The organism is Priestia sp. LL-8 (assembly GCF_036227845.1).
Lineage (GTDB): Bacteria > Bacillota > Bacilli > Bacillales > Bacillaceae_H > Priestia > Priestia zanthoxyli.
This window is the reverse complement of the sequence record NZ_JAZAQH010000001.1, coordinates 3,197,788-3,213,245: the sequence shown is the minus strand read 5'-3', so window position 1 is coordinate 3,213,245 and position 15,458 is coordinate 3,197,788. Positions and strand designations below refer to the sequence as shown.

At 38.2% G+C, this 15,458-nt stretch carries 23 protein-coding genes and 1 pseudogene; 21 read left to right on the top strand and 3 right to left on the bottom strand.

All coding sequences use genetic code 11. The features are described 5' to 3' along the window. The first annotated feature begins 15 nt into the window (after positions 1 to 15). From gvpQ to U9R83_RS16455, 13 genes and pseudogenes are all read left to right on the top strand, one after another. Positions 16 to 495 carry a gas vesicle protein GvpQ gene (gene gvpQ, locus U9R83_RS16515; RefSeq protein ID WP_182420984.1) on the top strand — a complete coding sequence of 160 codons (480 nt, stop codon included), beginning with the start codon at positions 16 to 18 and terminating at the stop codon, positions 493 to 495. A 19-nt stretch (positions 496 to 514) separates the two neighbouring features. After that, the gene (gene gvpJ / locus U9R83_RS16510) at positions 515 to 781 is read left to right on the top strand and encodes a gas vesicle structural protein GvpA (RefSeq protein WP_013057997.1); all 267 of its coding nucleotides are present in this window, start codon (positions 515 to 517) and stop codon (positions 779 to 781) included. Between the two features lie 74 nt (positions 782 to 855). After that, on the top strand, positions 856 to 1,122 hold the full coding sequence (gene gvpO / locus U9R83_RS16505) for a gas vesicle protein GvpO (RefSeq protein WP_013057996.1): 267 nt from the start codon (positions 856 to 858) through the stop codon (positions 1,120 to 1,122). A gap of 28 nt (positions 1,123 to 1,150) precedes the next feature. Continuing rightward, positions 1,151 to 2,077 (top strand): gas vesicle protein GvpN, encoded by a 927-nt coding sequence (gene gvpN, locus U9R83_RS16500; protein WP_140451323.1) that lies wholly within the window; start codon positions 1,151 to 1,153, stop codon positions 2,075 to 2,077. A 14-nt stretch (positions 2,078 to 2,091) separates the two neighbouring features. Beyond that, on the top strand, positions 2,092 to 2,859 hold the full coding sequence (locus U9R83_RS16495) for a GvpL/GvpF family gas vesicle protein (RefSeq protein WP_028414532.1): 768 nt from the start codon (positions 2,092 to 2,094) through the stop codon (positions 2,857 to 2,859). Position 2,860: 1 nt separating this feature from the next. Continuing rightward, positions 2,861 to 3,127 carry a gas vesicle protein GvpG gene (locus tag U9R83_RS16490; RefSeq protein WP_013084016.1) on the top strand — a complete coding sequence of 89 codons (267 nt, stop codon included), beginning with the start codon at positions 2,861 to 2,863 and terminating at the stop codon, positions 3,125 to 3,127. After that, on the top strand, positions 3,128 to 3,937 hold the full coding sequence (locus U9R83_RS16485) for a GvpL/GvpF family gas vesicle protein (protein WP_115654390.1): 810 nt from the start codon (positions 3,128 to 3,130) through the stop codon (positions 3,935 to 3,937). It abuts the gene before it with no gap. A gap of 17 nt (positions 3,938 to 3,954) precedes the next feature. Next, the gene (locus U9R83_RS16480) at positions 3,955 to 4,242 is read left to right on the top strand and encodes a gas vesicle protein (protein WP_013057991.1); all 288 of its coding nucleotides are present in this window, start codon (positions 3,955 to 3,957) and stop codon (positions 4,240 to 4,242) included. Further along, positions 4,196 to 4,480 carry a gas vesicle protein K gene (locus U9R83_RS16475; protein WP_013057990.1) on the top strand — a complete coding sequence of 95 codons (285 nt, stop codon included), beginning with the start codon at positions 4,196 to 4,198 and terminating at the stop codon, positions 4,478 to 4,480. Before U9R83_RS16480 ends, U9R83_RS16475 begins: the two co-directional genes overlap by 47 nt. Positions 4,481 to 4,501: 21 nt before the next feature. Then, a complete protein-coding gene (gene gvpJ / locus U9R83_RS16470; protein WP_028414528.1) occupies positions 4,502 to 4,804 on the top strand; it encodes a gas vesicle protein in 303 nt (100 codons plus the stop codon). A gap of 36 nt (positions 4,805 to 4,840) precedes the next feature. Next, the gene (gene gvpT / locus U9R83_RS16465) at positions 4,841 to 5,725 is read left to right on the top strand and encodes a GvpT/GvpP family gas vesicle accessory protein (protein ID WP_243549529.1); all 885 of its coding nucleotides are present in this window, start codon (positions 4,841 to 4,843) and stop codon (positions 5,723 to 5,725) included. A gap of 23 nt (positions 5,726 to 5,748) precedes the next feature. Further along, on the top strand, positions 5,749 to 6,165 hold the full coding sequence (gvpU, locus tag U9R83_RS16460; RefSeq protein ID WP_243549528.1) for a gas vesicle accessory protein GvpU: 417 nt from the start codon (positions 5,749 to 5,751) through the stop codon (positions 6,163 to 6,165). A gap of 49 nt (positions 6,166 to 6,214) precedes the next feature. Beyond that, positions 6,215 to 6,691 (top strand): annotated as a pseudogene (locus U9R83_RS16455) (EamA family transporter); the annotation flags it as partial. A gap of 34 nt (positions 6,692 to 6,725) precedes the next feature. Here U9R83_RS16455 and U9R83_RS16450 read toward each other — a convergent pair. After that, a complete protein-coding gene (locus U9R83_RS16450; protein ID WP_116738739.1) occupies positions 6,726 to 6,941 on the bottom strand; it encodes a hypothetical protein in 216 nt (71 codons plus the stop codon). Positions 6,942 to 7,210: 269 nt separating this feature from the next. On the opposite strand from U9R83_RS16450, the gene U9R83_RS16445 reads away from it, so the two are divergent. The 3 genes from U9R83_RS16445 to U9R83_RS16435 all read left to right on the top strand — a co-directional run bounded on the left by U9R83_RS16445 (position 7,211) and on the right by U9R83_RS16435 (position 9,360). Beyond that, on the top strand, positions 7,211 to 8,146 hold the full coding sequence (locus tag U9R83_RS16445) for an aldo/keto reductase (RefSeq protein ID WP_243549527.1): 936 nt from the start codon (positions 7,211 to 7,213) through the stop codon (positions 8,144 to 8,146). Positions 8,147 to 8,509: 363 nt separating this feature from the next. Then, positions 8,510 to 8,893: a MerR family transcriptional regulator gene (locus U9R83_RS16440; RefSeq protein WP_014459212.1), complete on the top strand. Its 384-nt coding sequence runs from the start codon at positions 8,510 to 8,512 to the stop codon at positions 8,891 to 8,893. 20 nt (positions 8,894 to 8,913) lie between these two features. Further along, the gene (locus tag U9R83_RS16435) at positions 8,914 to 9,360 is read left to right on the top strand and encodes a GNAT family N-acetyltransferase (protein ID WP_014459213.1); all 447 of its coding nucleotides are present in this window, start codon (positions 8,914 to 8,916) and stop codon (positions 9,358 to 9,360) included. A gap of 309 nt (positions 9,361 to 9,669) precedes the next feature. Here U9R83_RS16435 and yjcZ read toward each other — a convergent pair whose 3' ends face one another. After that, positions 9,670 to 9,819 carry a sporulation protein YjcZ gene (gene yjcZ, locus U9R83_RS16430; RefSeq protein WP_014459214.1) on the bottom strand — a complete coding sequence of 50 codons (150 nt, stop codon included), beginning with the start codon at positions 9,817 to 9,819 and terminating at the stop codon, positions 9,670 to 9,672. A gap of 518 nt (positions 9,820 to 10,337) precedes the next feature. Here yjcZ and U9R83_RS16425 point away from each other — a divergent pair. The 4 genes from U9R83_RS16425 (at position 10,338) to U9R83_RS16410 (ending at position 14,079) form a co-directional block, all read left to right on the top strand. Continuing rightward, a complete protein-coding gene (locus U9R83_RS16425; RefSeq protein ID WP_243549526.1) occupies positions 10,338 to 10,637 on the top strand; it encodes a hypothetical protein in 300 nt (99 codons plus the stop codon). Positions 10,638 to 11,001: 364 nt separating this feature from the next. Further along, positions 11,002 to 12,210 carry an NAD(P)/FAD-dependent oxidoreductase gene (locus U9R83_RS16420; protein ID WP_014459216.1) on the top strand — a complete coding sequence of 403 codons (1,209 nt, stop codon included), beginning with the start codon at positions 11,002 to 11,004 and terminating at the stop codon, positions 12,208 to 12,210. 79 nt (positions 12,211 to 12,289) lie between these two features. Beyond that, positions 12,290 to 12,862, top strand: coding sequence for a GNAT family N-acetyltransferase (locus U9R83_RS16415; RefSeq protein ID WP_208733222.1), 573 nt, complete (start codon positions 12,290 to 12,292; stop codon positions 12,860 to 12,862). A gap of 80 nt (positions 12,863 to 12,942) precedes the next feature. Then, on the top strand, positions 12,943 to 14,079 hold the full coding sequence (locus tag U9R83_RS16410; protein ID WP_014459218.1) for a GAF domain-containing sensor histidine kinase: 1,137 nt from the start codon (positions 12,943 to 12,945) through the stop codon (positions 14,077 to 14,079). A 57-nt stretch (positions 14,080 to 14,136) separates the two neighbouring features. Here the strand turns inward: U9R83_RS16410 and U9R83_RS16405 are convergent, their stop codons facing one another. Then, a complete protein-coding gene (locus U9R83_RS16405; RefSeq protein ID WP_226555236.1) occupies positions 14,137 to 14,910 on the bottom strand; it encodes a DUF2628 domain-containing protein in 774 nt (257 codons plus the stop codon). Between the two features lie 190 nt (positions 14,911 to 15,100). Between U9R83_RS16405 and U9R83_RS16400 the strand changes: the two genes are divergently transcribed. Beyond that, a complete protein-coding gene (locus U9R83_RS16400; RefSeq protein ID WP_226555238.1) occupies positions 15,101 to 15,445 on the top strand; it encodes a YunG family protein in 345 nt (114 codons plus the stop codon). Positions 15,446 to 15,458 lie beyond the last annotated feature (13 nt).

Below are 15,458 nucleotides of genomic sequence, written 5' to 3'. Positions count from 1 at the left end.
CTGAAGGGGAATTTCATGGATAAAAAAGATGTGGAGAAAGCAGCCTTAAAAGCAGGAAAAAAAATAGTTGAGCACACGCCTGAACCTGTTAAGCAAAAAGTAGAAGAAAAGGTTAAAGAAAAAGCGAAAGAAAAGTTTGTCGAAAAAACCGAAGGGAAACTGCAGGAAAAAGCAAATGAAGCGTCAGAAAAACTGCAGGAAACGAAAGAAAAAAACTCCCAAAAGGTACACGGCAAAGGAGAAGACGCAAAAGAAAAGCTTCAAGACGTCTTATTATCAGTAAAAGATAAGCTTAGCGATGTGAAAGAAGCTGGAGAAAACTTTCAAGAAAAAGTTTCTTCTTCAGACGATGACGATAAAGATAAGTCAAAAAACAAGCGGAAAATAAAAGGCGTAAATCAGATTAAAAAAGCAACGGATATTAAAAGCTCTACTAAGATTAAAAGTTCCACTGATATTAAATCATCTACAGATTTGAAAACAATGGGATCATAACCGAAAGGAGAAATGGGATATGTCTATTCAAAAAAGTACTAATAGTTCAAGTTTAGCAGAAGTAATTGACCGTATTTTAGATAAAGGAATTGTTATTGATGCTTTTGCAAGAGTGTCTGTTGTAGGGATTGAAATTTTAACAATTGAAGCGCGAGTGGTTATTGCCAGTGTTGATACATGGTTACGCTATGCAGAAGCAGTAGGGCTTCTTCGTGACGACGTAGAAGAAAACGGCCTTCCTGAACGTTCAAATTCAAGTGAAGGACAGCCGCGTTTTAGTATTTAATATGAAGTGGTATGGAACCTTCCTTTTTGAGGGTGGTTCCAGCTTTTAGATCTAACTATTGGAGGCTACTAAAAATGGAAATTAAAAAAATTATGCAAGCCGTGAACGACTTTTTCGGTGAACACGTAGCTCCTCCTCATAAAATTACCTCGGTGGAAGCTACTGAAGATGAAGGCTGGAGAGTTATTGTTGAAGTCATTGAAGAACGAGAATATATGAAAAAATACGCCAAAGATGAAATGCTCGGAACGTACGAGTGCTTTTTAAATAAAGAAAAAGAAGTCATTTCATTCAAACGACTCGACGTCAGATATAGAAGCGCCATTGGCATTGAAGCATAAACGATGAGATGGCAGGAGGAACGTAAAAATGACCGTCTTAACAGACAAAAGGAAAAAAGGCAGTGGAGCTTTTATACAAGATGACGAGACAAAAGAGGTTCTTTCAAGAGCGCTGAGCTATTTAAAATCCGGCTATTCCATTCATTTTACAGGTCCTGCCGGCGGAGGCAAAACTTCTTTAGCACGAGCGCTTGCTAAAAAGAGAAAGCGTCCTGTAATGCTGATGCACGGGAATCACGAGCTCAACAACAAAGATTTAATTGGCGATTTTACGGGATACACGAGCAAAAAAGTGATTGATCAGTATGTTCGTTCTGTCTATAAAAAAGATGAACAAGTGAGTGAAAACTGGCAGGATGGCCGATTGCTTGAAGCTGTAAAAAATGGCTATACGCTGATTTACGACGAATTTACTCGGTCTAAGCCTGCAACGAATAATATCTTTTTATCAATATTAGAAGAAGGCGTGCTGCCGCTGTATGGAGTGAAAATGACTGATCCTTTTGTGCGCGTGCATCCCGATTTCCGCGTCATCTTCACAAGCAATCCAGCTGAGTATGCCGGCGTATATGATACACAAGATGCGCTTCTTGACAGGTTAATTACTATGTTTATTGATTATAAAGACATTGAGAGAGAGACAGCAATTTTAACGGAGAAAACGGACGTGGAAGAAGACGAAGCGCGCACAATTGTAACGCTCGTAGCAAACGTGCGAAACCGCTCTGGAGACGAAAATAGCAGCGGACTTAGCCTGCGAGCTTCGCTTATGATCGCTACCCTTGCCACGCAGCAAGACATTCCTATCGATGGAAATGACGAAGATTTTCAAACGTTATGTATCGATATCTTGCATCATCCGCTTACCAAATGTTTGGATGAAGAAAATGCAAAAAGCAAAGCCGAAAAAATCATTTTAGAAGAATGTAAGAATATAGACACTGAAGAAAAGTAAAGGAGCTTGAAAACATGAGTGAAACAAACGAAACAGGTATTTATATTTTTAGTGCCATTCAAACGGATAAAGACGAAGATTTTGGATCGGTAGAAGTAGAAGGAACAAAAGCTGAAACGTTTTTGATTCGCTACAAAGACGCGGCTATGGTAGCAGCTGAAGTACCGATGAAAATTTATCATCCTAATCGCCAAAATTTATTAATGCATCAACACGCAGTAGCAGCGATTATGGACAAGAACGATACGGTTATTCCAATCAGCTTTGGGAATGTATTCAAATCAAAAGAAGACGTAAAAGTTCTTTTGGAAAACCTTTATCCGCAGTTTGAAAAGCTGTTTCCAGCGATCAAAGGGAAAATTGAAGTCGGCTTAAAAGTAATTGGGAAAAAAGAATGGCTTGAGAAAAAAGTAAACGAAAATCCTGAACTTGAAAAAGTATCAGCATCCGTAAAGGGAAAATCAGAAGCAGCCGGTTATTATGAGCGTATTCAGCTTGGAGGAATGGCTCAAAAGATGTTTACTTCCCTGCAAAAAGAAGTCAAGACAGATGTGTTTTCTCCGCTTGAAGAAGCAGCGGAAGCAGCAAAAGCAAATGAGCCAACGGGCGAAACGATGCTTTTAAACGCTTCTTTCTTAATTAACCGAGAAGATGAAGCGAAGTTTGATGAAAAAGTGAATGAAGCGCATGAAAACTGGAAAGACAAAGCCGATTTTCATTACAGCGGTCCTTGGCCTGCTTATAATTTTGTGAACATTCGCCTAAAAGTAGAAGAGAAATAACGTGCTTCACAAATTAGTAACCGCACCTATTAACCTTGTAGTGAAAATCGGCGAGAAAGTACAGGAAGAAGCTGATAAACAGCTATATGACCTTCCGACGATTCAGCAAAAACTCATTCAGCTTCAAATGATGTTTGAGCTTGGTGAAATTCCGGAAGAAGCGTTTCAAGAAAAAGAAGATGAATTGTTAATGAGGTACGAAATCGCGAAACGCAGAGAAATTGAACAATGGGAAGAGCTGACAAAAAAAAGAAATGAGGAATCCTAGATGGGAGAATTACTGTATTTATACGGTTTAATTCCAACAAAAGAAGCAGCAGCCAGAGAGCCGTTTCCATCTTATAAAGGGTTTGACGGAGAACATTCACTGTACCCAATAACGATTGATCAGGTGACGGCTGTCGTTTCTAAGCTGGATGCTGACGTCTATTCAGAAGAAGTGATTAAAGAAAAAATGGAGCAGGATATGAGCTGGCTGCAGGAAAAAGCATTTCATCATCACGAAACGGTAGCCGCTTTGTACGAAGAATTTACGATCATTCCATTAAAATTTTGCACCATTTATAAAAGTAAAGAAAGTCTGCAGGCAGCTATTGAGCTTAACAAAGAAAAGCTAGAGAATTCACTGACGCTGCTTCAAGGAAATGAAGAGTGGAACGTGAAGATTTACTGTGATGATACGGAGCTTAAAAAAGGAATCAGCGAAACGAATGAAAGCGTGAAAGCGAAAAAAGAAGAAATTAGTCACTTATCACCAGGAAGACAGTTTTTTGAAAAGAAAAAAATAGATCAGCTGATTGAAAGAGAATTAGAACTTCACAAAAATAACGTATGTGAAGAGATACATGACAAGCTTAAAGAATTATCGCTTTATGACTCTGTTAAAAAGAATTGGAGCAAGGATGTAACGGGCGCAGCTGAACAGATGGCATGGAACAGCGTGTTTCTTCTCCCATCTCTGCAGATCACTAAGTTTGTAAACGAAATAGAAGAGCTTCAGCAAAAGCTTGAAAATAAAGGCTGGAAATTTGAAGTGACGGGACCATGGCCGCCCTATCATTTCTCGAGCTTTGCGTAAAGTGAGGAATTAACATTATGTCTCTTAAACAATCCATGGAGAATAAAGATATTGCTCTTATTGATATTTTAGATGTCATTTTAGATAAAGGAGTCGCCATTAAAGGAGACTTAATCATTTCCATAGCTGGCGTCGATTTAGTGTATTTGGATTTGCGGGTGCTTATTTCTTCGGTTGAAACGCTTGTACAAGCAAAAGAAGGAAATCGCAAACCCATCACTTCTGAACAATTTGATAAACAAAAGGAGGAATTAATGGATGCAACCGGTCAGCCAAGCAAATGGACGAATCCACTTGGATCCTGATCAAGCTGAACAAGGCTTAGCGCAGCTTGTGATGACAGTTATTGAGCTATTGAGGCAAATCGTTGAACGTCATGCCATGAGGCGGGTGGAGGGTGGAACGTTGACGGATGAACAAATTGAAAACTTAGGAATTGCACTAATGAACTTAGAAGAAAAAATGGACGAGTTGAAAGAGGTGTTCGGTCTGGACGCAGAAGATTTAAATATTGATCTTGGACCGCTAGGCAGCCTGCTTTAAGCGGTCAGTAGGAGGAACAGTATGGCAGTCGAACATAATATGCAGTCAAGTACGATTGTAGATGTGCTCGAAAAGATTTTGGATAAAGGAGTCGTTATAGCGGGGGACATCACCGTAGGAATTGCAGATGTCGAGCTATTAACGATAAAGATCCGCTTGATTGTGGCTTCGGTTGATAAAGCAAAAGAAATCGGCATGGACTGGTGGGAAAATGATCCGTATCTCAGTTCAAAAGGAGCCAATAGTAAAGCGCTCGAAGAAGAAAATAAAATGCTGCATGAGCGGTTAAAAACGCTTGAAGAAAAAATAGAAACAGAACGTTAAAAACTGTACGCTACTTAAAAAATGGAGGGATTTACAATGGCAACTGAAACTAAATTAAATAACGAACAGGTAGAAAACAAGGAAAACAAAAACAAGGAAAACGGTTCAAAAGAAAAGACCGATTCAAAAGCAAGCAAAACAACAAGCAGCGGGCCAATCAAACGAGCGGTAGCAGGAGGCATCATCGGTGCAACGATTGGATATGTATCGACTCCTGAAAATCGAAAAAGTCTTCTTGACCGCATTGATACAGACGAATTAAAAAGCAAAGCATCCGATTTAGGAACAAAGGTAAAAGAAAAATCAAAAAGCAGCGTGGCCAGCCTGAAAACATCTGCGGGAAGCTTGTTTAAAAAAGATAAAGATAAATCAAAAGATGATGAAGAAAACGTAAATTCTTCTAGTAGCGAAACAGAAGACGATAACGTTCAAGAGTACGACGAGTTAAAAGAAGAAAATCAAACTCTTCAAGACCGTTTATCACAGCTTGAAGAAAAAATGAACATGCTTGTTGAGCTTAGCCTCAATAAAAATCAAGACGAAGAAGCGGAAGATACAGATTCTGACGAAGAAGAGAACGACGAGAACGATGAAAACGAGCAGGACGATGAAAATGAAGAAGACACATCTAAGCCTCGTAAAAAGAATAAAAAAGAAGCTGAGCAAGAAGAGGAAGAAGAAAGTGAAAGTGAAAGTGACGAAGACAGCGAGGAAGAAGAGGAAGATTCTCGTTCAAACAAAAAAAATAAAAAAGTAAAAACAGAAGAAGACGAAGAAGATGAAAGCGAAGAAGAAAAAAAGGAAGCGAAACCAAAAAAGTCAACAGCTAAAAAATCAAAAAATACAAAAGCAAAGAAAAACACGGATGAAGAAGATGATGACGCAACATCTCTTTCTAGTGAAGACGATACAACAGCCTAAGACGTAAAGGAGGAAAGAAATACATGAGTACAGGCCCTTCTTTTTCAACTAAAGACAATACGCTTGAATACTTTGTGAAAGCTTCTAATAAACACGGCTTTTCACTTGATATTTCATTAAATCTAAACGGCGCTGTGATTTCCGGTACCATGATTTCAGCAAAAGAATACTTTGATTACTTAAGCGAAACGTTTGAAGAAGGCAGTGAAGTGGCTCAGGCGCTAAGCGAACAATTCTCTTTAGCAAGCGAAGCGAGCGAATCAAACGGAGAAGCAGAAGCACATTTTATTCATTTGAAAAATACAAAGATCTACTGTGGAGACAGTAAGTCTACTCCTTCAAAAGGAAAGATCTTTTGGAGAGGAAAAATAGCAGAAGTAGACGGGTTTTTCTTAGGGAAGATTTCTGATGCAAAATCAACGAGTAAAAAGAGTTCATAACAAACGGCGGGGTGATTGCCCGCCGTTTTTTAGTGATGAGATGTGCAGCTTCTTTTTACTAACAAACGGCTCCGTTTCTGTATCTGCCGCTGTTTGAGGAGTGTTGTCAGGTGTAGAAGTATTTTATGCGCTGTATGCCGTGCCGCTGATTAAAAAGTACAGTTCGCTTGTTATCGTTGGCTGGGCAATGGTAATCGGGGGAAGCGTCATAAGCTTTATTCATTCTCCGTAGAAGCTAGAGGTGTCAAGCTTATCACCAATAGTCTATGTCTATCTTTTATTTGTCATTATTTTCGGCACGATGCTTGCTTTTTGGTTTTATGTAGAAAGCTTGCAAAGTCTTTTACCTAAAGAAACGAATTTGTTTGGAAGTTTAGAGGCTTTAGCCGCTGTTATTACAACCGTTGTTTGGCTGAAAGAGCCTTTTGGTTTTTATCAATGGATTGGCACAGCTTGTATTATTGGATTAGTTCTATTACTCACACGAACGAAACAAGCATCTTCTGATACGACACTTTCAGTATAAATGGGGGTTTGCTAAAAGAAGAAGCAAACCAATATCACTTTGCTGCTGAATCTGTGGACACTCGTTTGACTTTTAAAATCTTTACATATTGAATAAACACTCTTTCTTTTGTAGAGACATTTAATTTAGCAAGTCTTGATGCGTCGTCTCGGTTTTTAGCAGCTTCTATTACAAAAGTTCCTTTGATTTTGGCTTCATCTTTTAGAACGGAATAATGTATTTCAAATTGTTTTGTTTTCGTTTTCTCCATGGTGATAAACTCCTTTGCCTGATAAATTAATGTATTGCTATGAAATAAGCTTTGATAAAAAGGAAGAAAAGAACGTAACATATACTACTAAATCAAATGCAAAGCGGCAGTGACTTTTATCACACCACAACCTAGTATTTCATCTTTTTACCAAAAAAGATAGGGTGTTTTACCGCCGCTGCTTGCAAAATTTTTTATTCTTTCTGCTTGACCTAGAGTTAACTCTATGGTTTATCTTGTAGTAGTATTATTTCAAGGAGGGGCTTTACATGAAGTATCATACAATTGCTAATACTGACTTACACGTATCAAATTTAATTATGGGAAACATGCGTTTAACAGAGCTTTCTTTACAAGAAGCAGAGAAGCTAATCCGCACAGCGATGGAAGAAGAAATTAACTTTTTTGATCATGCTGATATTTACGGTCCTGATTATGTAGGACAATGCGAAGAATATTTTGCAAACGCTATACAAATGAACCCAAGTCTTCGTGAAAAAATGGTGATTCAAAGCAAATGCGGCATTAACGCAGCGGAAAATTACTATGACTTTTCAAAGAAGCATATCATAGACTCTGTTAACGGCAGCTTAGAGCGTTTAAAAACAGATTACTTAGATCTTTTATTACTGCATCGTCCAGATCCACTAATGGACCCTGAAGAAGTAGCAGAAGCATTTAACGAACTGCAAAACAGCGGAAAGGTACGTCACTTTGGTGTATCGAATCACAACCCAGCGCAAATTCAGCTGCTTGAAAAATATATTAACCAAAAGCTTGTCGTAAACCAAGTGCAGTTCAGCATCGCACATACGCCAATCATTGATTCTGGTATTTCGTTAAACATGGGAATTGATCAAGCTGTTAACCGCGACAGCAGCGTGCTTGAATATTGCCGTTTAAACGATATCACGCTTCAAGCATGGTCGCCGTTCCAAAACGGATTTTTTGAAGGTCCTTTCCTAGGTGATAAAGAGAAATTTGGAAAGCTAAACGAAGTAATTGATCACATCGCAAGTAAATATAGCGTGACGAATACAGCGATTGCCGTTGCGTGGATTACAACGCATCCTGCAAATATTCAAGTAGTACTTGGTACGACAAATATTCAGCGTATGAAAGATGCAAGCAAAGGTTCAGAAATCAAGTTAACACGCCAAGAATGGTACGATATTTATAAAGCCGCTGGCAACATGGTGCCTTAAGCGCTTTAGTCTCTAAAATAAAACAGGTAACTCCGTTCGAACATGGAACGGAGTTACCTGCGTTTTACGTTAAGAACTACTGGTTAAGCTAGAAAAAGATTTAGCAGCAGCTCAATTATTTTTGTGACGCCAAAACCTAATAAAAAGGCAATAAAACCGCCGATTACAATGGTAAGCATCATGTGAGCAGTATTCATCGTATCATCCTTTCTGATTTGAATGTATGTTGCTGCTTGTACAAAAAACCTGCAGCATAAAGAGCGCAATAAAGAAGACTCTAAAAGAATAAATCCTCGAGATAACTGGAGGTCAAGACAAACTCATCATGTTTTTCTGAGAAGTTTAATTGTAGGAGGAAGCAGTATGACGTATACCATTTCACAAGTTGCGAAGAAATTGAACGTGACAATTTATACCATTCGCTATTATGATAAAGAAGGGCTTTTTCCATTTTTAGATCGTACAGCGTCAGGAAATCGTATTTTTAAAGAACAAGATATTGAATGGATTGATTTAATTTGCTGTTTAAAAAGCACGGGTATGCAAATCAAGGATATTCGAACGCTTATTGAAAACTGTACGCTTGAGAATGCCGTGCTTGATAAAAGTCTTCAAATGCTGATGGATCACAAAAAAGCAGTGCTAAAAGAAATTGAAGAAATTCATCACAAGCTTGAGACGATTGATTATAAAATCAAGCACCTGCCGGAAATGTACGAGCGAATTGTTAATAAGCCTTCAAACTAAACAAAAAAGGAAGCGTAAAAATGATCGAAAAAGTAGTACCTCTCACTGCAGAGAATATGCAGCAGTGCATTGACTTGTATCTAGATGTATTTACAAAAAACCCTTGGAATGAACCGTGGACGGAAGAATCAGCTAAAGAAAGGCTGACTGATCTACTGAACACGCCTAAATTTATAGGCTATTTATTTTATGACCAAGGAGAGTTGATTGGAATGATTGCAGGTCACGCGAAAAAATCATACAGCGGTATGACCTTTTACGTGGCCGAGCTTTGCGTCAGCGCAAGCGTGCAAGGAAAAGGATATGGTTCAGCTATCTTAAGCCGGTTTGAGAACGAACTTCAAAGACACGATATCAACAGCTTGTATCTCTTAACGGCGACTGGTGGAGCTGCACAGGCTTTTTATGAAAGAAACGGCTATACTGTCAATGATCAGCGGGTCGTCTTGAAAAAATCGTTTGTATAATTTTTTACATAAAGCGGGAAGAGAGTTGCAGAGGGACTCTCTTTTTAATTAATCTTTTTATCTATTAATATGTAGAAGAAAGGGAAGTATGAAAAGGGAAAATAAGGTAATGAGGAGAAACAGACAAGAAGCTGCAGATTAAAAAAATCTATTTTTTTTATAATGGTTAGTCTTATTATTACCTGGTTCATAAGCACGCTTAAAAACAGTGCCCATTATGTGGACACTGCTTTTTCATAATAAAGTGGAAAGCTAGCTTTTGGTAAAAAAATTAGTGGAAATGAAGCCGTTCATCATTATTTCTAATGATTAGCAACCGCCAAATCCTCCCCAGCAAGCACAGCCGATGATGATTAATAAAATGAATAATACGATGATTAAAGCAAAGCCACTGCCAAATCCGCAGCCGCCACCGCCGTAACCGTAACCGCCATAACCACAGCCACCATAGAAGCCCATATAGTTCACCTCCAAGTTCTGAGTACATTTTTAACATATGCCTGAAATGCAAAAGTGCTCCAAAAATATCCAATGATTTCAATGAAAACAAAAAAAGATAAGAAAATAAGATGGACACGGTACTTTTTTTCACTTTCTACATAGGATGAATCATCCCAAGATCTCATATATGAGCCCCCATGTTATAACGACGCAGGCTAATACAACTTCCTCCTTAGCCTGCGTACATAATGAAGTAGAAGCCGAAGAATTTTTTCTTCGGCTTCTTATTTTTTACTATGAAATAAACACGTTAATACTTTCCCTAGACCATTCTAAGTCAGGATCCGCTCCTTTTTGTATGTATTAGGTACTAAAGAGAAATCCAAGCTCATTTTCATATAAACCTAGTCATTTGCTTTTTTTCGTAATTCTTTTCCCTTATTTTCAGTATAACCAAGATATTTGCCCAAGACAGCGAATAGGTAAATGCATATTCTTGGGTGAAAGCAAAAAACAAAAAAACGGAGGTTTCTCTTATGAATTCAGAAATGCATTTTTTACCTACTATGTATTCTCATGATCATCATCAACTTCAACACGCAGATGAAAGGTTTATTGGCAGACCGTTTGGTTTCGGACGCCCGTTTGGTTTTGGCTTTGGTAGACCATTCGGCTTCGGCTTTGGAGGCCCATTTTTAGGAGGATTAGCAGGAGGGTTAGTAGCCGGTTCACTATTATCACCATATGGCTATGGTGGCTACGGTTACGGTGGTTATCCTTATGGTGGATATGGTGGATATGGCGGTTACGGATATGGCTTCGGCGGCTGCTGTTAAACATAAATAAAAGAAAAAAACTTCAAAATAAGTGTTTCTTATCGTCATTCTTTTCTGTAAAGAAATTTGTTTTTAAACCATAAGGTTTTCTATCCACCCGCAGTTAATCAGAACGTGCACCCCCTCTCATATAAAAAACCACCTGGTGATTTTTCTAGGTGGTTTTTGCGTGAAGTTTTTATTTTTCATACAGTGAAGAAACAAAAAACTTTACTCACTTACTGCATGCCTGTGTCCAAAGCAGAAGGTAACGATAATAACCTTCTTACCATTCTCAAAAAACTTAGCTCACGTACTTTCATCCTGCTAGGTGCAAAAATTAGCTTATATTGGGCATAATACAGAGAGAAAAGGAGGCATTTGTATGGATTTACTATCTGGGAAACCTTATTGGCAGACAACTGTAGCGAAGCCGCCTGTATACCCAGTTCTAGAGGAAGATATTGAATGCGATGTTCTTATTATTGGAGGAGGAAGTTCAGGTGCACAATGTGCCTACTATTTATGTAAGCAAGGGCTTGATGTTGTGGTTGTTGATAAACGTAAAGCAGGGCATGGAAGTACAATTGTAAATACCTCTCTTATTCAATATTTAGGAGATAAATTGTTTTACGAATTAGTCAACACGTTTGGAGAAGAAAAAACAGTCCGTCATTATAAACTGTGCGAACAGGCCATTACAGATATTGAGAAAGCAGCTAAAAAGCTTCCGATTGATGCAGAATTTATAAGAAGAGATAGCTTGTATTATGCAAGTTATGAAGAAGATATCACGAAGATAAATAAAGACTACTTTTATATGCAAAAGCATGGATTTGAAGCTGAAATCTTATCAGAAGAACAAATTGAAAAAGACTATGGATTTAAAAAACGCATGGCCATGCTTATTAAAAATGATGCAGAGCTAAATCCTTACAGCTTTACGCTCGGTCTGTTGGAGTATGGAAAACAGTATGGGGTTCGGATTTTTGAAGAAACAGAAATTGTCGGTCAAAAGTTAGAAAAAAATGAAGCTGTATTTTTCACTAAAAATAAATCGCAAATTAAAGCTAAATATGCCATTATGGCAGGAGGCTATGAAAATCAAGAATTTAAGAGAGAGAAAAAAGCTGTACTCACAAGTTCCTATGCTATCGTTACGACTCCTGTAAAGGATTTTAAAGGATGGAAAAACCGAAATTTAATTTGGGAAACCGCTCGACCGTATATTTACATGAGAACAACTTCCGATAATCGGGTCATTATAGGCGGTCTTGATGAAAGCACGATTGTGCCGCAAGAACGTGATGCCAAACTCGTTCATAAAAGAGACAAACTTTTAAAAGAGTTCAATAAGCTTTTTCCTCATCTTCAAGTCGAAGCTGATTATTACATAAGCGCTTATTACGGAGGCACTCATGACGGGCTTCCCCTTATCGGAATATATGACGAAATGCCTAACTGTTACTTTCTAAGCGGATATGGAGATAACGGAACGGTGTATAATATGGTGCTAGCTAAAATCATAGCAGAACATATCACGACGAAGAAAAGCAGTGATTTAGAACTTTACATTCAAACAAGAAAAGTTTAATATGTGAGAAAATGGAAGGTTTTTTAAAAAAAGCCTTCTTTTTTTACATATATTTCTTGAAGTAGAGGAGAGACGTAATATGATAGAGGGTCACGCTATTTATTTACGCCCACTAACTGTCAGCGATGCGCATGACAGCCTTCGGTTGCAAAATGACAATCGCGACTTTTTTGAACAGTTTTCTATGATTCGAGAGCCTTCTTTTTATACATTGGAAAGCCAAGTAGAAAAAATTCAGCTTCACGAAGAGAATAGGAAAAACGATCAAGAATACTATTTTGGTCTTTTTCAAAAAGAGAATAATAAATTAATTGGTACTATTAGTCTTTTTCAAGTGATGCGCGGATCTTTACAAAGCGCGTTTATCGGCTATTTTCTAGATCAGCATCATAATGGAAAAGGATACGCAACAGAAGCCGTAAAAGCGCTTGTTTGCTATGCGTTTGAAGAGTTGCATCTTCACCGCATTGAAGCGGGCGTCATGCCACGTAATGTGCCTTCTCAGCGCGTATTAGAAAAAGCGGGGTTTCATAGGGAAGGAATTGCTAGAAAAAATGTAAATATCAACGGTGTATGGGAAGACCATCAAGTCTTGGCTATCCTTAACCCTAATGATGAAATAGAAGAAATAAACGAGTTCTTAAAATTTTGATATACGTTTGTACATTTAAAATTTATAATGAGAATAAGAGAATAGAACAGTCTATATTTAAATAGTAGGTGACTAAGGTAATGGAAGAGAGGAACATCAATGAAAAAGCCGTTTGGGATGTATTGCAGATGGCCAGCGAAGTAGTCGGAAGCAGGACGCTGTTTGTAGGGATTTTCGACGAACAATTTTCAGTTATGAAAGCCTTTAATAAAGAAGGGGGAAGCCTTGTAGAAGATGGACTGACGCTGCCGTTAGAGCTTGCGGTATGCAACTTAGTCACGTGTGATGAACCCCTTGTTATTCCCAATACAAAACGCGATGTTAGAACGTCTAATTTAGCCATCATTGATGGTGCCCGGGTAGGTTCTTATTTAGGAACACCTATTGTGCTAGAAGACGGGAGAATGTTTGGTACCTTATGCGCGGTCGATCCGGATCCTTATCAGTTTAGCGAAAGTGAAATTCAAGGGTTAAACCGGCTGGCTGGTATTTTGTCTCACATTATTTATAAACATCAAGCGGCTGTTTTGCCGAAAATTGAAGAGAAAATTCTACAGCTTGATAAACTAGCGCTCGTAGGGCAGCTAGCAGCAGGGTTAGCACATGAGATTCGAAACCCGATGCAGTCGGTGCGCGGCTTTATTCAATTTTTATTTAATGAAAATGAGCAGGCAGAGCCTTTTCAAAAAATTGTTCTTGATGAACTGGATCGTATGAATGAACTTATTAACAACTTCTTGCTTGTCACGCAGCCAACAGCGCCCAAAAAAGAAATCGTATCGATTGTAGAAGTTATTCATGATACCGTTGCTTTCTTGAAAAGTGAAGCTGCGCTGTATAATGTCGAAATGAACGTAAGAATAGAAGGAGCCATTCCACTTGTATCAATCGACCCTGCTCAAATGAGACAAGTGTTTATGAATCTTTTGAAAAACGCCATTGAAGCAATGGAGAAAAAGAAACGCGGCGAAGTAAATCTTATTATCAAAGAATGGGAAGATTGTGCTCTTATTGACATTCAAGATACCGGTTCTGGGATTCCGCTATCCATTATTAATAAAGTAGGAAATCCATTTTTCTCAACAAAAGATGGAACAGGCATGGGGTTAGGGCTTTCTATTTGTAAAACGATCATCAACGAACATAATGGTACGCTTGCGATTGAGAGTGATGAGAACGGGACAGTAGTGACGGTGAAGCTGCCTTTGACGCTTTAAGATAAAACAAAAAAGAAAGGAGATTAAGCACTCATCCTTTCTTTTTTGCTGACCTTTTTAATATGCTGAACTGTCTTCAATCCAGTATTCATAGTCTTCCGCATCTTTTTTATTTAGCTTTTTGCCGTTGATGTAAATTTTGTCCCACTCGTAAATTTGTTTATCCAAATAAACGTTAAACACAATGCGCACATGCTCTTTTTCTGTATAATCGTAGCCCGTAAATTGTACAACGTGATGACGGCCTTCTTTTTTAATATAGGTCCATTTTGGATGATCGTTGTACGTTTCAAGCGTAATTGCTTCGTCGCCGTAGCGAACTACATCTTTAATATTCGTTTTTGTTGGTAAAAGTGATAATCCCGCTCCGACTCCAAAAGTAATCACAAGTGCTAAGATGCTTAAACCAATAGCAATTCCGATGTGAGTGCCGCCTTTTATTTGCAAATAAGCTTCTTTCCGCTGCTCCAGCTGAGCTTCGGCTCGAGCTAACACGTTTTTAACGTGCTTATAATACCAGCGGTTGGCACATAGCCCTGTAATAAGTGAAGCACCGCCGAACACAATTGCATCGGACCACTCTGGTATGTCTACAAAGCACAAAAGGGAAAACCAAATTACTTCAATAAGCGTTAAAATAAAAAAGTGCTTATACATTTTTCGGTATGCAAACCAAGCGCTTGTCAGAAAAAAGGCTGCCCAGTTCCACGTGTTGCTTTTAGCTGGATTAGCTGTTTTTCCCCACTTCAAATCATAATAGGACGTATTTGTTCGAACTACTTTATGCTCTTCTTCAAAAGAAACGAGTTCATTTACTGCTTGTTCTTCCATTTAAAACACCTTTCATTGGTTATAATCTATCATCTAAAATGACTCTATTATTATACATTATTTCTAGTATTTTTCTATTCTTCCTTAAATTATTTTTAAAGTAAGAATATTTGTGCTATGGGTTTTTCAACAAGAAGTTTCATAAAAAAGAATAATATGGTAGATTTGAAGAAAAAGGAGCTGCTTGAGCATGAATCATTTAAAGAAAGCCCTGCACCAATCGTGGTCAATTCATTCAAGCACAAAGTGGACGGCCGACAATCCTGCCAAAGGACAGTGCGGAGTGACAGCTCTTGTCGTTCAAGATATCAAAGGAGGAGATATTTTAAAAACTCCGTGTAAAGAAGGCTGGCATTTCTATAATCAGCTCAACGAACAGCGCTATGATTTTACACAAGAACAATTTCGTGAGCCTCTCCATTATGCAGACATTTTGTCCAGTCGGAAAGAAGCGTTTATGGATACGAATAAAGAGCAATATGAGGCTTTAAAGAAAAACGTAATGACCCATTTTGTACATAAAAATTCCCTTTAGAAAGGAACACATA

What these genes read in the sequence shown, in the direction of transcription:
- U9R83_RS16450 (WP_116738739.1), bottom strand. Translation starts at nt 6,941, where the DNA reads ATGGAGAAAACGAAAACAAAACAATTTGAAATACATTATTCCGTTCTA.
- gvpU (WP_243549528.1), top strand. Translation starts at nt 5,749, where the DNA reads ATGAGTACAGGCCCTTCTTTTTCAACTAAAGACAATACGCTTGAATAC.
- gvpO (WP_013057996.1), top strand. Translation starts at nt 856, where the DNA reads ATGGAAATTAAAAAAATTATGCAAGCCGTGAACGACTTTTTCGGTGAA.
- U9R83_RS16425 (WP_243549526.1), top strand. Translation starts at nt 10,338, where the DNA reads ATGAATTCAGAAATGCATTTTTTACCTACTATGTATTCTCATGATCAT.
- gvpN (WP_140451323.1), top strand. Translation starts at nt 1,151, where the DNA reads ATGACCGTCTTAACAGACAAAAGGAAAAAAGGCAGTGGAGCTTTTATA.
- U9R83_RS16410 (WP_014459218.1), top strand. Translation starts at nt 12,943, where the DNA reads ATGGAAGAGAGGAACATCAATGAAAAAGCCGTTTGGGATGTATTGCAG.
- U9R83_RS16415 (WP_208733222.1), top strand. Translation starts at nt 12,290, where the DNA reads ATGATAGAGGGTCACGCTATTTATTTACGCCCACTAACTGTCAGCGAT.
- U9R83_RS16485 (WP_115654390.1), top strand. Translation starts at nt 3,128, where the DNA reads ATGGGAGAATTACTGTATTTATACGGTTTAATTCCAACAAAAGAAGCA.
- U9R83_RS16480 (WP_013057991.1), top strand. Translation starts at nt 3,955, where the DNA reads ATGTCTCTTAAACAATCCATGGAGAATAAAGATATTGCTCTTATTGAT.
- gvpJ (WP_028414528.1), top strand. Translation starts at nt 4,502, where the DNA reads ATGGCAGTCGAACATAATATGCAGTCAAGTACGATTGTAGATGTGCTC.
- gvpJ (WP_013057997.1), top strand. Translation starts at nt 515, where the DNA reads ATGTCTATTCAAAAAAGTACTAATAGTTCAAGTTTAGCAGAAGTAATT.
- U9R83_RS16495 (WP_028414532.1), top strand. Translation starts at nt 2,092, where the DNA reads ATGAGTGAAACAAACGAAACAGGTATTTATATTTTTAGTGCCATTCAA.
- gvpT (WP_243549529.1), top strand. Translation starts at nt 4,841, where the DNA reads ATGGCAACTGAAACTAAATTAAATAACGAACAGGTAGAAAACAAGGAA.
- U9R83_RS16440 (WP_014459212.1), top strand. Translation starts at nt 8,510, where the DNA reads ATGACGTATACCATTTCACAAGTTGCGAAGAAATTGAACGTGACAATT.
- gvpQ (WP_182420984.1), top strand. Translation starts at nt 16, where the DNA reads ATGGATAAAAAAGATGTGGAGAAAGCAGCCTTAAAAGCAGGAAAAAAA.
- U9R83_RS16435 (WP_014459213.1), top strand. Translation starts at nt 8,914, where the DNA reads ATGATCGAAAAAGTAGTACCTCTCACTGCAGAGAATATGCAGCAGTGC.
- U9R83_RS16400 (WP_226555238.1), top strand. Translation starts at nt 15,101, where the DNA reads ATGAATCATTTAAAGAAAGCCCTGCACCAATCGTGGTCAATTCATTCA.
- U9R83_RS16405 (WP_226555236.1), bottom strand. Translation starts at nt 14,910, where the DNA reads ATGGAAGAACAAGCAGTAAATGAACTCGTTTCTTTTGAAGAAGAGCAT.
- U9R83_RS16475 (WP_013057990.1), top strand. Translation starts at nt 4,196, where the DNA reads ATGCAACCGGTCAGCCAAGCAAATGGACGAATCCACTTGGATCCTGAT.
- U9R83_RS16445 (WP_243549527.1), top strand. Translation starts at nt 7,211, where the DNA reads ATGAAGTATCATACAATTGCTAATACTGACTTACACGTATCAAATTTA.
- yjcZ (WP_014459214.1), bottom strand. Translation starts at nt 9,819, where the DNA reads ATGGGCTTCTATGGTGGCTGTGGTTATGGCGGTTACGGTTACGGCGGT.
- U9R83_RS16420 (WP_014459216.1), top strand. Translation starts at nt 11,002, where the DNA reads ATGGATTTACTATCTGGGAAACCTTATTGGCAGACAACTGTAGCGAAG.